The 13507-nt window shown below is 66.0% G+C and carries 12 protein-coding genes; 9 read left to right on the top strand and 3 right to left on the bottom strand.

Annotated elements, in window-relative coordinates; all coding sequences use genetic code 11:
* Nucleotides 1-137 precede the first annotated feature (137 nt).
* Together dnaQ and ACNFCI_RS06175 are read left to right on the top strand one after the other, a co-directional pair.
* On the top strand, nucleotides 138-893 hold the full coding sequence (gene dnaQ, locus ACNFCI_RS06180) for a DNA polymerase III subunit epsilon (protein WP_324816617.1): 756 nt from the start codon (nucleotides 138-140) through the stop codon (nucleotides 891-893).
* A 115-nt stretch (nucleotides 894-1008) separates the two neighbouring features.
* Entirely contained in the window at nucleotides 1009-3270 is a 2262-nt protein-coding gene (locus ACNFCI_RS06175; RefSeq protein WP_368830127.1) for an Orn/Lys/Arg decarboxylase N-terminal domain-containing protein, read from the top strand.
* Here the strand turns inward: ACNFCI_RS06175 and ACNFCI_RS06170 are convergent.
* A complete protein-coding gene (locus ACNFCI_RS06170) occupies nucleotides 3254-3472 on the bottom strand; it encodes a hypothetical protein (RefSeq protein ID WP_368830128.1) in 219 nt (72 codons plus the stop codon). The genes ACNFCI_RS06175 and ACNFCI_RS06170 overlap by 17 nt on opposite strands.
* A gap of 155 nt (nucleotides 3473-3627) precedes the next feature.
* On the opposite strand from ACNFCI_RS06170, the gene ACNFCI_RS06165 reads away from it, so the two are divergent.
* Complete coding sequence (locus tag ACNFCI_RS06165; protein ID WP_084854711.1) at nucleotides 3628-4188, top strand: NADPH-dependent FMN reductase; 561 nt, start codon at nucleotides 3628-3630, stop codon at nucleotides 4186-4188.
* Between the two features lie 252 nt (nucleotides 4189-4440).
* Here the strand turns inward: ACNFCI_RS06165 and phnX are convergent, their stop codons facing one another.
* Both phnX and ACNFCI_RS06155 read right to left on the bottom strand, forming a co-directional pair.
* Complete coding sequence (gene phnX, locus ACNFCI_RS06160) at nucleotides 4441-5268, bottom strand: phosphonoacetaldehyde hydrolase (RefSeq protein ID WP_084854712.1); 828 nt, start codon at nucleotides 5266-5268, stop codon at nucleotides 4441-4443.
* A gap of 37 nt (nucleotides 5269-5305) precedes the next feature.
* A complete protein-coding gene (locus tag ACNFCI_RS06155) occupies nucleotides 5306-6412 on the bottom strand; it encodes a 2-aminoethylphosphonate--pyruvate transaminase (protein WP_084854713.1) in 1107 nt (368 codons plus the stop codon).
* A 112-nt stretch (nucleotides 6413-6524) separates the two neighbouring features.
* On the opposite strand from ACNFCI_RS06155, the gene ACNFCI_RS06150 reads away from it, so the two are divergent.
* The 6 genes from ACNFCI_RS06150 to ACNFCI_RS06125 all read left to right on the top strand — a co-directional run bounded on the left by ACNFCI_RS06150 (nucleotide 6525) and on the right by ACNFCI_RS06125 (nucleotide 13504).
* Complete coding sequence (locus ACNFCI_RS06150; protein ID WP_416767650.1) at nucleotides 6525-7388, top strand: LysR substrate-binding domain-containing protein; 864 nt, start codon at nucleotides 6525-6527, stop codon at nucleotides 7386-7388.
* A 151-nt stretch (nucleotides 7389-7539) separates the two neighbouring features.
* Nucleotides 7540-8568: an AraC family transcriptional regulator gene (locus ACNFCI_RS06145; RefSeq protein WP_368830129.1), complete on the top strand. Its 1029-nt coding sequence runs from the start codon at nucleotides 7540-7542 to the stop codon at nucleotides 8566-8568.
* Between the two features lie 167 nt (nucleotides 8569-8735).
* Entirely contained in the window at nucleotides 8736-10382 is a 1647-nt protein-coding gene (locus ACNFCI_RS06140) for an AMP-binding protein (RefSeq protein ID WP_368830130.1), read from the top strand.
* Nucleotides 10383-10394: 12 nt separating this feature from the next.
* Nucleotides 10395-11162 (top strand): SDR family NAD(P)-dependent oxidoreductase, encoded by a 768-nt coding sequence (locus ACNFCI_RS06135; protein WP_084854717.1) that lies wholly within the window; start codon nucleotides 10395-10397, stop codon nucleotides 11160-11162.
* 12 nt (nucleotides 11163-11174) lie between these two features.
* The gene (locus tag ACNFCI_RS06130; RefSeq protein WP_084854718.1) at nucleotides 11175-12368 is read left to right on the top strand and encodes an acetyl-CoA C-acyltransferase; all 1194 of its coding nucleotides are present in this window, start codon (nucleotides 11175-11177) and stop codon (nucleotides 12366-12368) included.
* An 8-nt stretch (nucleotides 12369-12376) separates the two neighbouring features.
* Nucleotides 12377-13504: an acyl-CoA dehydrogenase gene (locus tag ACNFCI_RS06125; RefSeq protein ID WP_368830131.1), complete on the top strand. Its 1128-nt coding sequence runs from the start codon at nucleotides 12377-12379 to the stop codon at nucleotides 13502-13504.
* Nucleotides 13505-13507: the final 3 nt, after the last annotated feature.

The raw sequence follows: 13507 nt of genomic DNA, 5'->3' as shown, positions 1-13507 counted from the left end.
GCGAAGGATGCGGCGCTATGCCTGGCACGGACTTCGTCCGTGTTCGCGGGTGAACCCGCTCCCACACTAGCCCCCAACATTTCGGTTTGGGTTACAATCACCGGCTTCGTCATGTGATGCAAGTTGGAGCCACCCGCGTGGAGCAGCAAGTCAACCGGTACGTCGTCCTCGATACCGAAACCACCGGTATGCCGGTCAGTGAAGGCCATCGGATCATCGAGATCGGCTGCGTCGAGGTCATCGGCCGGCGCCTGACCGGGCGCAACTTCCACGTCTACCTGCAACCGGACCGCGAGAGTGACGAGGGCGCGATCGGGGTACACGGCATCACCGATGCCTTCCTGGTCGGCAAGCCGCGTTTCGCCGATGTCGCCGAAGAGTTCTTCGAATACATCCAGGGCGCGCACCTGGTCATCCACAACGCGGCGTTCGACGTTGGCTTCATCAACAACGAATTCGCCCTGCTGGGTCAGCACGACCGTGCCGACATATCCCAGCATTGCACCATCATCGATACCCTGATGCTGGCGCGGGCCCGCCACCCGGGCCAGCGCAACAGCCTCGACGCGTTGTGCAAACGCTACGGCATCGACAACTCCGGCCGTGAACTGCACGGCGCACTGCTCGACTCGGAGCTGCTGGCCGACGTCTACCTGGCGATGACCGGTGGCCAGACCAGCCTGTCGCTGGCGGCCCACGGTGTCGAGGGCGACGAAGGCGGTGAGGGTGGCACCGGTAGTGAGATCCGGCGGATCGTCGGGCGCCAGCCGGGGCGGGTGATCATGGCCAGCGCCGAAGAGCTCGAGGCCCATGCCGAGCGCCTGGCGGCGATCGCCAAGTCGGCGGGTGCGCCGTCGATGTGGCAGGCGTTGACGGAGCCGGCCGCAGGCTGACGTTCAGCGTCTGGGGCCGTATAGCGGCCCCCTGGTTCTTGGCCCAACTCGCAGCCTGATCGGCCAGCTTCTACCCTGAAAGGACGGACCCGTCCTTCGGAGGTAGTACCGCGCCATGTACAAGGACCTGAAATTCCCCATCCTCATCGTCCACCGCGCCATCAAGGCTGACACCGTCGCCGGTGAGCGGGTGCGCGGCATCGCCGATGAGCTGGCCCAGGACGGTTTCGCCATTCTCGCGGCAGCCGACCAGGCAGAGGCCCGCCTGGTGGCTGCGACCCATCACGGCCTGGCCTGCATGCTGATCGCCGCCGAAGGCGTCGGAGAGGACACCCGCCTGCTGCAGAACATGGCCGAGCTGATCCGCCTGGCCCGCCAACGCGCACCGAACCTGCCCATCTTCGCCCTCGGCGAACAGGTGACGCTGGAGAATGCCCCCGCCGAGGCCATGAGCGAGCTCAATCAGCTGCGTGGCATCCTCTACCTGTTCGAAGATACCGTCCCTTTTCTCGCTCGCCAGGTGGCCCGCGCCGCGCACAACTACCTGGACGGCCTGCTGCCGCCATTCTTCAAGGCCCTGGTGCAGCACACCGCGCAATCGAACTACTCCTGGCATACGCCTGGTCACGGCGGTGGCGTGGCCTACCGCAAGAGCCCGGTAGGCCAGGCATTCCACCAGTTCTTCGGGGAAAACACCCTGCGCTCGGACCTGTCGGTATCGGTGCCCGAACTCGGCTCGCTGCTCGATCATACGGGCCCCCTGGCCGAGGCCGAAGCCAGGGCCGCGCGCAACTTCGGCGCCGACCACACCTTCTTCGTGATCAACGGCACCTCCACCGCCAACAAGATCGTGTGGCACGCCATGGTCGGGCGCGATGACCTTGTCCTGGTGGACCGCAACTGCCACAAGTCGGTGGTGCACGCCATCATCATGACCGGCGCCATCCCGCTCTACCTGTGCCCGGAACGCAACGAGCTGGGCATCATCGGGCCGATCCCGCTGGGCGAATTCAGCCCGGCGTCGATCCAGGCGAAGATCGACGCCAACCCACTGGCCCGGGGGCGAACGTCGCGCATCCGCCTGGCCGTGGTGACCAACTCGACCTACGACGGGCTGTGCTACCACGCCGGGCTGATCAAACAGGTACTGGGCACCCGGGTCGAGGTCCTGCATTTCGATGAGGCCTGGTTCGCCTACGCCGCATTCCACGAATTCTTCGCCGGCCGCTACGCCATGGGCACCCCGCGAGGCGAGGACAGCCCGTTGCTGTTCAGCACCCATTCCACCCACAAGCTGCTGGCGGCGTTCAGCCAGGCGTCGATGATCCACGTGCAGGACGGGAGCCTGCGGCAGTTGGACCGCGACCGTTTCAACGAAGCCTTCATGATGCACATTTCCACCTCGCCGCAATACAGCATCCTGGCCTCGCTGGACGTTGCCTCGACCATGATGGAGGGGCCGGCCGGCACCTCGCTGCTGCAGGAAATGTTCGACGAGGCCCTGAGCTTTCGCCGAGCCCTGGCCAACCTGCGCGAGCACATCGCTGCCGATGACTGGTGGTTCAGCATCTGGCAGCCGCCAGCGACCGAGGGTGCCCAGCGCCTGGCCGCCGAGGATTGGCTGCTGCTGCCGGGCGCCGAGTGGCACGGCTTCGGCGAGGTGGAGCAGGACTACGTGCTGCTCGATCCACTGAAGGTCACCCTGGTGATGCCAGGGCTGACGGTGGGCGGCGCCTTGGGTGAGCACGGCATCCCGGCAGCGGTGGTGGGCAAGTTCCTCTGGGAGCGGGGGCTGGTGGTGGAGAAGACGGGCTTGTACAGCTTCCTGGTGCTGTTTTCCATGGGGATCACCAAGGGCAAGTGGAGCACCTTGCTCACCGAGTTGCTCGAGTTCAAGCGCCACTACGATGGCAACACGGCCCTGGGCCAATGTCTGCCGAGCGTGATGGCGGTCGACCCGTCACGCTACCAGGGTTTGGGGCTGCGCGATCTATGCGACCAACTGCACGGCTGCTACCGGGCCAACGCCACGGCCAAGCAGCTCAAGCGCCTGTTCACCTGCTTGCCGGAAATGGCCATGACCCCGGCCCAGGCCTACGACCGGATGGTGCGCGGGGAGGTGGAGGCAGTGCCGATCGAGGCCTTGCTGGGGCGGGTGGCCGCCGTGATGCTGGTGCCGTACCCACCGGGTATTCCGTTGATCATGCCCGGCGAGCGCTTCACCGAGGCCACGCGTTCGATCATCGACTACCTGGCCTTCGCCCGGGCCTTCGACAGCGGCTTCCCTGGCTTCGTCGCCGATGTCCATGGCCTGCAGCGCGAGGATCATGGCCAGGGGCGGGTGTACACGGTCGACTGCATCAAGGAATGCGGATGAGCTCGACGCCGCTGTGGGCCAATTCGAAACGGTCCTCGCCCAGGTGGCGGACGCGGTCGCCGACGGGCAGGCGGTAGGTCACGATCGGCGCACCGCGGCTGCTGCCGTCGGCCTGGAGGGTGGACTCCTGGTACTCATGCACGGGGTAGATACGGCCCTCGGCGTCACGTGCGTGGAATTGGCCGACCAGTATTGCTGCCATTTGCGGGAGAACCTCTGAAATTTTTGGGAAATAGCTGCAGGCATAGACCCGTGCAGGCGGCTGGAAGTTTTCTGTTGATGGCAAAAAAACTCTGGTGGCGGGGATCGGTCATCTATAACTACAACTTTCCCTAGCCAGCAGAGGTTGCAAACACCATGAGCCAGGTCTATTCGGTAGCGGTCGTCGTCGGCAGCTTGCGCAAGGAGTCCTACAACCGCAAGGTGGCCCGGGCCCTCGGGGAGCTGGCGCCGTCCAGCCTCGCCCTGAAGATCGTCGAGATCGGCGACCTGCCGCTGTACAACGAAGACGTAGAGGCCGAGGGTGCACCGGAAGCCTGGACCCGTTTTCGCGATGAGATCCGCCGCAGCGACGCGGTGTTGTTCGTAACGCCCGAGTACAACCGTTCGGTGCCGGGCGGCCTGAAGAATGCTATCGATGTCGGCTCGCGGCCTTATGGCCAGAGCGCCTGGAGCGGCAAGCCGGCGGCGGTGGTGAGCGTCTCGCCCGGCGCCATCGGGGGCTTTGGCGCCAACCATGGCGTGCGCCAGTCCCTGGTGTTCCTGGACATGCCGTGCATGCAGATGCCTGAGGCGTACATCGGCGGGGCGGCGAGCCTGTTCGACGAGTCGGGCAAGCTCAATGACAAGACCCGGCCGTTCCTGCAGGCGTTCATCGACAAGTTCGCGGCGTGGGTGAAGCTCAACCGCGCCGTTTGACCTGATCGGGGCTGCTTTGCAGCCCTTTCGCGGCCCAACGCCCCGCGACACGAACCGCCCTGTACCCGCACGAGCGGCCGGGTGCCCCCCAAAGGCCCCCAACCCGCCCCCCGCCATAACACCCCCGCGGCCTTTGACCGGCGGGGGGGTGCTTTGCAGCCGTTGGGCGCCACCCGCCCGCTCTACAGGACGCGCGATTTACGTGCCGGCGGGGCGTTGGCCCGCGAAAGGGCCGCAAAGCGGCCCCCGGCATTACGACGCCTGCGGCATTTCGCCCTTGGCCAGGCGACGATTGATGTCGGCGATAACTTCGGGCAGCTCGTTGATGGTGTCGATCAGGTAGTGCGGGCGGGAGCTTTCGAACATCGCGTGGATGCGCTTGCGCTCGCTTTCCAGCTTCTCGGCGCTCAGGGCGCGGTAGCCTTCCCAGGTCAGGCCCAGAGCGTTGCCCGAGCACACCAGGGCAACGGTCCACATGCCGGCGCGACGGCCTTCAAGGATGCCCGGCACGGTGTCGTCGACTTTCACGCAAGCCGCCACATCGTCGATGCCCAGGGCGATCACGTTGGCCAGGGCCTGCGCCGGCCATGGGCGGCCATTGGGGGTTTCGTCGGTGGCCACCACGTGGTCGGCGACATAGCCGTTCTGCTTGGCCAGCTCCACCACCTTGTCCATCACCACTTTCGGGTAGCCGGAGCAGGAGCCGATCTTCAGGCCGTCCTTGCGCAGGCCCGTGAGGGTGTCCAGGGCGCCGGGGATCAGCGCCGAGTGCACGGCGATCTTCTCGATCTGCAGCGGCATGAAGCGCTCATAGATGGCCGTGACATCGTCATCGGTCGGCGTACGGCCGAACACCTTGCGGTAGCGCTCGGCGATTTCGGGCACATTGCACAGGGTGCGGATGTGATCCCACTTGCCCATGCCCATCGGGCCACGGGCTTCTTCGATGGACACCTGGACGTCGAACTCGGCGAAGGCCTCGACGAAGATCTGGGTCGGGGCGAAGGAGCCGAAGTCGACCACGGTGCCGGCCCAGTCGAGGATGGCGGCTTGCAGCTGGGTGGGGTTGCTGTAGTTCATGTGCGCGGTTTCCTGGCAATTCGGGTCGGTCGTTGAGTTAGATGTCCAGCACTTCCATTTCCCGCAGCACTTCGGCTACGGCGTCGACGGCAGCTTGCATGCCTTCGGCTCCCACCACGCCGATGCAGCCGACGCGGAAGGTTTCCACCTGGGTCAGCTTGCCCGGGTAGAGGATGAAACCCTTGGCCTTGACCCGCTCGTAGAAGTCCTTGAACTGGTAGCGGGCGTCTTTGGGTGCATGGAAGGTGACGATGATCGGTGCCTGGATCTCGGCGGGCAGGAAGCTGCGCAGGCCGATCTTGGCCATGCCGTCGAGCAGGGTCTTGCAGTTATCGGCGTAGCGCTGGTGGCGCGCCGGCAAGCCGCCTTCCTCGTTGTATTGCACCAGGGCTTCGTGCAGGGCGGCGACCACATGGGTCGGCGGGGTGAAGCGCCACTGGCCGGTCTTGGCCATGTACGCCTGCTGGTCCTGCAGGTCCATCGCCAGGGAGTGGCTGTTGCCTTCGGCGGCGGCCAAGGCGTTCTTCTCAGCGAAGACGAAGCCCATGCCTGGCACACCTTCCAGGCACTTGCCGGAGGCAGCGATCAGTGCTTCGAACGGCACTTCGCTGGCATCGATCGGCAGGGCGCCGAAGGAACTCATGGCATCGATGACCAGGCGTTTGCCGTGGCGTTTGACCACCTGGGCGATCTCCGGCAGGGGGTTGAGGATGCCGGTGCTGGTTTCGCAGTGGATCAGCGCCACGTGGGTGACGGCGGGGTCGGCGGCCAGCAGGCGGTCGACATCGGCAGCGGTGGTCGGCTGGTCTTCGGCAGTCTCGAAGGTGCTGTAGGCACGACCCAGGACCTTGCAGATCTTCGCCAGGCGCTGGCCATAGGCACCGTTGATCAATACCAGGACCTTGCCATCGCGCGGTACCAGGGTGCCGATGGCCGCTTCCACGGCGAAGGTGCCACTGCCTTGCAGCGGGACGCAGTGGTGGGTGGCGTTGCCGTTGACGATGGCCAGCAGTTGTTCGCACAGGCTGGCGGTCAGTTGGTTGAAGTCGCGGTCCCAGGAGCCCCAGTCCACCAGCATAGCTTGGCGGGTGCGGGAAGAGGTGGTCAGTGGGCCGGGGGTCAGCAGGATCGGGGCGTTGCTCATTCCGTTATTCCTCACAAGCGGTGGGCTGAAACTACGGGGCCTAAGTTGCAATTTGCCGCTCCATCAATCAAATTGTTTTTTGTTATGCCAGCCATAAGTCAGGCCGATAGATATGAACCTGTTCCAGCTGCGTGCCTTCGATGCGGTGGCCCGTGAAGGCAGCTTTACCCGTGCTGCAGAGCGCCTGTTCATCAGCCAGCCGGCGGTGACCGGGCATGTGAAGGCCCTTGAAGAGCACTACCAGATCACCTTGTTGCGACGCACCGCACGGCGGGTGGAACTGACCGAGGAGGGCACGCGCCTGGCGGCCATCACCCGGGCGATGTTCAGCCTGGCCGAGGAAGCCCAGGCCATGCTCGAAGCCAACCGGCAGTTGCTGACCGGGCGCCTGGAAGTGGCGGCGGACGGGCCCCACCGGGTGATGCCGATGCTGGGCATGTTGAGGGCGCGCTACCCGGGTATCACCGTCAACCTGCGCCTGGGCAACGCCCAGGAAACCCTGGCGGCGCTGGTGTCCGAGCATGCCGACGTGGCGGTGCTGACCGAGGTCGAACCGCGTAAAGGCCTGTATCTGCAAAGCCTGGGCGAGTCGCGTATCTGTGCATTGTTGCCAGAGGGCCACCCGTGGGCGATCGGCGAGGGGGACCTGCCCCTGGCGGAGCTGGACCGGCAGATCATGGTGTTGCGCGAGCCCAGTTCGATCACCCGGCGTACCTTCGACCAGGTCTGCGGCGAAGCCAAGGTGCAGCCTCGGGTGCTGCTGGAGCTGGACAGCCGCGAGGCGGTCACCGAGGCGGTGGCGGCGGAGCTGGGGATCGGTATCGTGTCGTCGATGGAGGTGGCCCATGACCCACGGGTGGTGGCGCGGCCGCTGGCGGGGGACGGGTTGGTCAACCGGCACATGATCGGCTGCCTGGAGCGGCGCCGTGAGCTGCGGTTGATCCAGGCGTTCCTGGGGTTGGCGGCGAGCTTGTGAGCCTGTGCGGGCCCTATCGCGGGACGAGCCCGCTCCCACAGGTGTACCGCTGCCGTTAAGGACAGCCCATACCTGTGGCAGCGGGCTCGTCCCGCGATAGGGCCCGCACTGGTAAGATCGGGGCTGAATAAACACAGGCGCTGGACGGCCAATGAGCGACAAAGACACCATTTCCATGCAACTGGTGCGCGAGGCACTGCTACAGACCTGCCCGGCCGGCCACCCCGATGCGCCCTTGCTGGCCCGCGCCGGCATCGACGCCGCCGAGCTCGAGCAGCTCGATGCCCGAGTCACCGCCGAGGCCTACGCCCGGCTCTGGCGCCTGTTGGCCCGGCGTTGCAACGACGAGTTCTTCGCCATGGACCCGCGCGGCCTGCGCACCGGGAGCCTGGCCTTCCTGTGCCGGGCGAGCATGGCGCAGCCAACCCTGGGCGCGGCGCTGGACACCGTGGTGAGTTTCCTCTCGCTGATGCTCGAAGACCTGCAACCGAGCCTGGTGCGCCAGCAGAGCCTGGCCGAGATCGTCATCTACGAGCCCCGCGACGAACCCCGGCGCGCCTTTACCTACTTCACTTTCTGGATGATCGTCCATGGCGTGGCCTGTTGGCTGGCCGGGCGGCGCATTCCGATCCTGGCCATCGACCTGCGTTGCGCCGAGCCGCCGTTCTGCGATGACTACCGGGTGATGTTTTCGGAAAACCTGCAGTTCGACCGGCCACGCACACGCATGATCTTCGCCGCCGATTGCCTGGATGTACCCTTGCGCCGCACGCCTGAGGAACTGCAACGGTTCCTGGCCGAGGCGCCGGGCAATATCCTGGTCAAGTACCGCGACCCGGCCAGCTTGGCCCGGCGTATCCGCCACGACCTGCTGGCGCTGGATCCAGCCGCCTGGCCCGATGCCGAAGCGCTCGCGCGCCAGCTGTGCCTGTCCGTCTCGACCCTGCGTCGCCGCCTGGCCGATGAAGGCCAGACCTACCAGGGGCTCAAGGACAGCGTGCGGCGTCAGCTGGCAATCGCATGGCTGGCCGATTGCGAGGTGGCCTTGGGTACCATTGCCGAGCGCCTGGGCTTTGCCGACAGCAGCTCGTTCTACAAGGCGTTTCGCAAGTGGTTCGGTTGCAACCCTGGGCATTATCGCGAGCTGATCGGCGCCTGTGACGTCAAGCCATTGCCTTAGCGTGTTATCGCCGGCAAGCCGGCTTCCACACATACGACGTCAGCGCTGGCCCTGCGGCCAAACCGGTCATCGCGATTGACAGGTTTGGCCATTGCCGGCCTGGGTGGTCGGCGCGAACATCGTCAGGCAACCAGTGCACTCCAATAAAAACAAGCAGGAGTCTGACGATGCGTGACTACGCTCAAGCCGCCCGTTCGTTCGATTACAGCCGGGCTGTCCAGCAGGCGCTGCAAGGCAGCCTCGAGGCCATGAACGCCTGTGTCGAATGTTGCGACCGCCATGTCGGTGGCGACCGGACGGCGTTGGTCTGGGAAGATCGCGACGGCAACGGCGCGCGCTACAGTTTCGAGCAACTGCAGGCCCTGGCGGCGCGCTTGGCCAATGTCCTCAAGGGCCAGGGTGTGGCAGCGGGAGACCGGGTCGCCGGCCTGATGCCTCGTACCCCTGAATTACTGGTGACCATCCTCGCCACCTGGCGCCTGGGCGCGGTCTACCAGCCACTTTTCACGGCGTTCGGCCCCAAGGCGATCGAGCACCGTCTTGAGCAATCCCGTGCCCGGGTGGTGGTCACGGATCGCCACAACCGCCCCAAACTGGACGAGGTGCAGGGCTGCCCGACGATTATCACCGTCGGTGCAACGGCCGGTGAGCTGGATTTCCACACCGCTGTCGACACCGCCGAAGCTGACTGCGAGCCGGTGCTGCGCACAGGCGACGACCCGTTCCTGCTGATGTTCACCTCAGGCACCACAGGCCCCGCCAAGCCGCTGGAGGTGCCGCTGCGGGCCATTGTCGCGTTCCAGGGCTACATGCGCGATGCCATCGACCTGCGCCCGGAGGACAACTTTTGGAACCTGGCCGACCCCGGCTGGGCCTATGGCCTGTACTACGCGGTCACCGGGCCGTTGTCCCTGGGCCACGCCACTACGTTCTACGATGGCCCGTTCAGCGTCGAAAGCTGCGCGCGGATGATCGACAAACACGACATCAGCAACCTGGCCGGGTCGCCCACGGCCTATCGCCTGCTGATCGCTGCCGGCAGCGAGTTCTCGGCGCCGATCAAAGGCCGCCTGCGAGTGGTCAGCAGCGCCGGCGAGCCGCTCAACCCGGAGGTGATCCGCTGGTTCGCCGACGAGCTGGACGTGACCATTCACGACCACTACGGCCAGACCGAGCTGGGCATGGTGCTGTGCAATCACCACGCCCTGGCGCACCCGGTGCATCCCGGCTCGGCGGGTTTCGCCATTCCCGGCCACCGCATCGTGGTACTGGATGAGCAAGGCAATGAACTGCCGGCCGGGCAACCGGGGATCCTGGCGGTCGACCGCGAGCAATCGCCATTGTGCTGGTTCGGTGGCTACCACGGCCTGCCGACCAAGGCCTTCGTCGGCAAGTACTACCTGAGCGGCGACACCGTCGAGCTCAATATCGACGGCAGCATCAGCTTCGTCGGGCGCAGCGACGATGTGATCACCACATCCGGCTACCGGGTCGGGCCGTTCGATGTGGAAAGCGCGCTGATCGAACACCCAGCTGTGGTCGAGGCCGCCGTGATCGGCAAGCCCGACCCCGAGCGTACCGAGCTGATCAAGGCATTCGTGGTGCTGGCCAAGGGCGTCGAAGGCAGCGCCGAATTGCAAGAAACCTTGCGCCAGCATGTCCGCCAGCGCCTCTATGCCCATGCCTACCCCCGGGAAATCGAATTCGTCAGCGAGCTGCCCAAGACCCCGAGCGGCAAGCTGCAACGCTTCATCCTGCGCAACCAGGAAATCGCCCTACAACAAGCCGCGCTGGCCGCCCGCGCCAGCGCCTGAAGGAACGACACCATGCACATAGCCAACAAACACTTCATCGTCAGCGGCGCCGCCTCCGGGCTCGGTGCTGCCACCGCGCAGATGCTGGTCGAAGCCGGCGCCAAGGTCATGCTGGTCGACCTCAATGCCGAGGCCGTCGCGGCCAAGGCCCGCGAGCTGGGCGAGCAGGCCCGCTTCGCCGTGGCCGACATCAGCGACGAGCAGGCCGCCCAGGCGGCGGTGCAGGCCGCCGTCAGCGCCTTCGGCAGCCTGCACGGGCTGGTCAACTGCGCCGGCATCGTCGGCGCCGAGAAGGTCCTGGGCAAACAAGGCCCCCATGGGCTGGCCAGTTTCGCCAAGGTCATCAACGTCAACCTGGTCGGCAGCTTCAACCTGCTGCGCCTGGCCGCCGCGGCCATAGCCGAGGGGCAGGCGGACGAAGGCGGCGAGCGTGGCGTGATCATCAACACCGCCTCCATCGCTGCCTACGACGGCCAGATCGGCCAGGCTGCCTATGCTGCCTCCAAGGGCGCCATCGCCAGCCTGACCTTGCCGGTAGCCCGTGAACTGGCGCGTTTCGGTATCCGCGTCATGACCATCGCCCCGGGCATCTTCGAAACGCCCATGATGGCCGGTATGACCCAGGAGGTCCGCGATTCGCTGGCCGCCGGCGTGCCATTCCCGCCGCGCCTGGGGCGCCCGCAGGAATACGCAGCCCTGGCCCGCCATATCATCGAGAACAGCATGCTCAACGGCGAGGTGATCCGCCTCGACGGTGCCCTGCGCATGGCTGCCAAGTAAGGAGAACCGCACATGACTCTCGCCAACGACCCGATCGTCATCGTCAGCGCCGTGCGCACGCCCATGGGTGGCCTGCAGGGCGACCTCAAGAGCCTGACCGCACCGCAGCTGGGGGCTGCCGCCATTCGTGCAGCGGTCGAGCGCGCCGGTATCGCCAGCGACAGCGTCGAGCAGGTGCTGTTCGGCTGCGTGCTGCCGGCTGGGCTCGGCCAGGCGCCGGCTCGCCAGGCCGCCCTGGGTGCAGGCCTGGACAAGCACACCACCTGCACCACCTTGAACAAAATGTGCGGCTCGGGCATGCAGGCGGCGATCATGGCCCATGACCTGCTGCTGGCCGGCAGCGCAGAGGTGGTGGTGGCCGGTGGCATGGAAAGCATGACCAATGCCCCGTACCTGCTGGACAAGGCCCGCGGCGGCTACCGCATGGGCCACGGCAAGATTATCGACCATATGTTCATGGATGGCCTGGAAGATGCCTACGACAAGGGGCGCCTGATGGGCACCTTCGCCGAAGACTGCGCCCAGGCCAATGGGTTCAGCCGCGAGGCCCAGGACCAGTTCGCCATCGCCTCGCTGACCCGCGCCCAGGACGCTATCAAGAACGGCCGCTTCGCCGCCGAGATCGTGCCGGTGGAGGTCACCGAGGGCAAGCAAACGCGCGTCGTCCGTGACGACGAACAGCCGCCCAAGGCGCGCCTGGACAAGATCGCGCAACTGCGTCCGGCGTTCCGCGAAGGCGGTACGGTGACCGCCGCCAACTCCAGTTCCATCTCCGACGGTGCCGCTGCGTTGGTGCTGATGCGCCGCAGCGAAGCCGAAAAGCGTGGCCTCAAGCCCTTGGCGGTGATCCACGGCCATGCGGCCTTCGCCGATACGCCGTCGCTGTTCCCTACCGCGCCGATCGGCGCCATCGACAAGCTGCTCAAACGCACCGGCTGGAACCTGGCCGAGGTTGACCTGTTCGAGATCAACGAAGCCTTCGCGGTGGTCACTCTGGCGGCCATGAAGCACCTGGACCTGCCCCATGAGAAGGTCAACATCCATGGCGGCGCCTGCGCCCTGGGCCACCCGATCGGCGCGTCCGGCGCACGGATCCTGGTGACCCTGCTGTCGGCCCTGCGCCAGAACAACCTACGCCGTGGCGTGGCGGCCATCTGCATCGGCGGTGGCGAGGCCACGGCCATGGCCGTCGAATGCCTGTACTGAGGTGAGCCATGCTGGTAACTGACGAGCAACAACAGATCGCCGACGCCGTCCGCTCATTCGCGCAAGAGCGCCTGAAGCCCTTTGCCGAGCAATGGGACAAGGAACACCGCTTCCCCCGCGAGGCCATCGTCGAGATGGCTGACCTGGGCCTGTTCGGCATGCTGGTGCCAGAGCAGTGGGGGGGCAGCGACACGGGCTACGTGGCCTATGCCATGGCCCTGGAAGAAATCGCCGCCGGCGATGGTGCCTGCTCGACCATCATGAGCGTGCACAACTCGGTGGGCTGCGTGCCGATCCTGCGCTTTGGCAACGAGCAGCAGAAGGCGCAGTTCCTCACGCCGCTGGCCAGCGGCCAGATGCTCGGGGCGTTCGCCCTGACCGAGCCTCAGGCCGGCTCCGACGCCAGCAGCCTGAAGACCCGGGCGCGCCGCGATGGCGACCACTATGTGCTCAGCGGCAGCAAGCAGTTCATCACCTCCGGGCAGAACGCCGGGGTGGTGATCGTCTTTGCCGTGACCGACCCTGAAGCCGGCAAGCGTGGCATCAGTGCTTTCATCGTGCCCACCGACTCACCGGGTTACCAGGTGGCGCGGGTCGAGGACAAGCTGGGCCAGCATGCCTCCGACACCTGCCAGATCGTGTTCGACAACGTGCGTGTACCGGTGGCGAACCGCCTGGGTGAGGAGGGCGAAGGCTACAAGATCGCCCTGGCCAACCTGGAAGGCGGGCGTATCGGCATTGCCGCCCAGTCGGTGGGCATGGCCCGCGCGGCGTTCGAGGTGGCACGCGACTATGCCAACGAGCGGCAGAGCTTCGGCAAGCCCCTGATCGAGCACCAGGCAGTGGCCTTCCGCCTGGCCGATATGACCACGCGTATCGCCGTGGCCCGGCAGATGGTGCTGCATGCTGCGGCCCTGCGCGATGCTGGCCGCCCGGCGCTGGTGGAGGCGTCCATGGCGAAGCTTTTCGCCTCGGAAATGGCCGAAAAGGTCTGTTCGGACGCCTTGCAGACGCTCGGCGGATATGGCTATCTGAGTGACTTCCCGCTGGAGCGGATCTACCGCGACGTTCGGGTTTGCCAGATCTACGAAGGCACCAGCGACATTCAGCGCATGGTCATTGCGCGCAATCTTTGAAGG

Source organism: Pseudomonas sp. NY15356, from assembly GCF_048068175.1.
Classification (GTDB): Bacteria; Pseudomonadota; Gammaproteobacteria; order Pseudomonadales; family Pseudomonadaceae; genus Aquipseudomonas; species Aquipseudomonas putida_K.
The sequence above is the reverse complement of the archived record's forward strand: the minus strand, read 5'-3'. Positions and strand labels throughout refer to the sequence as shown.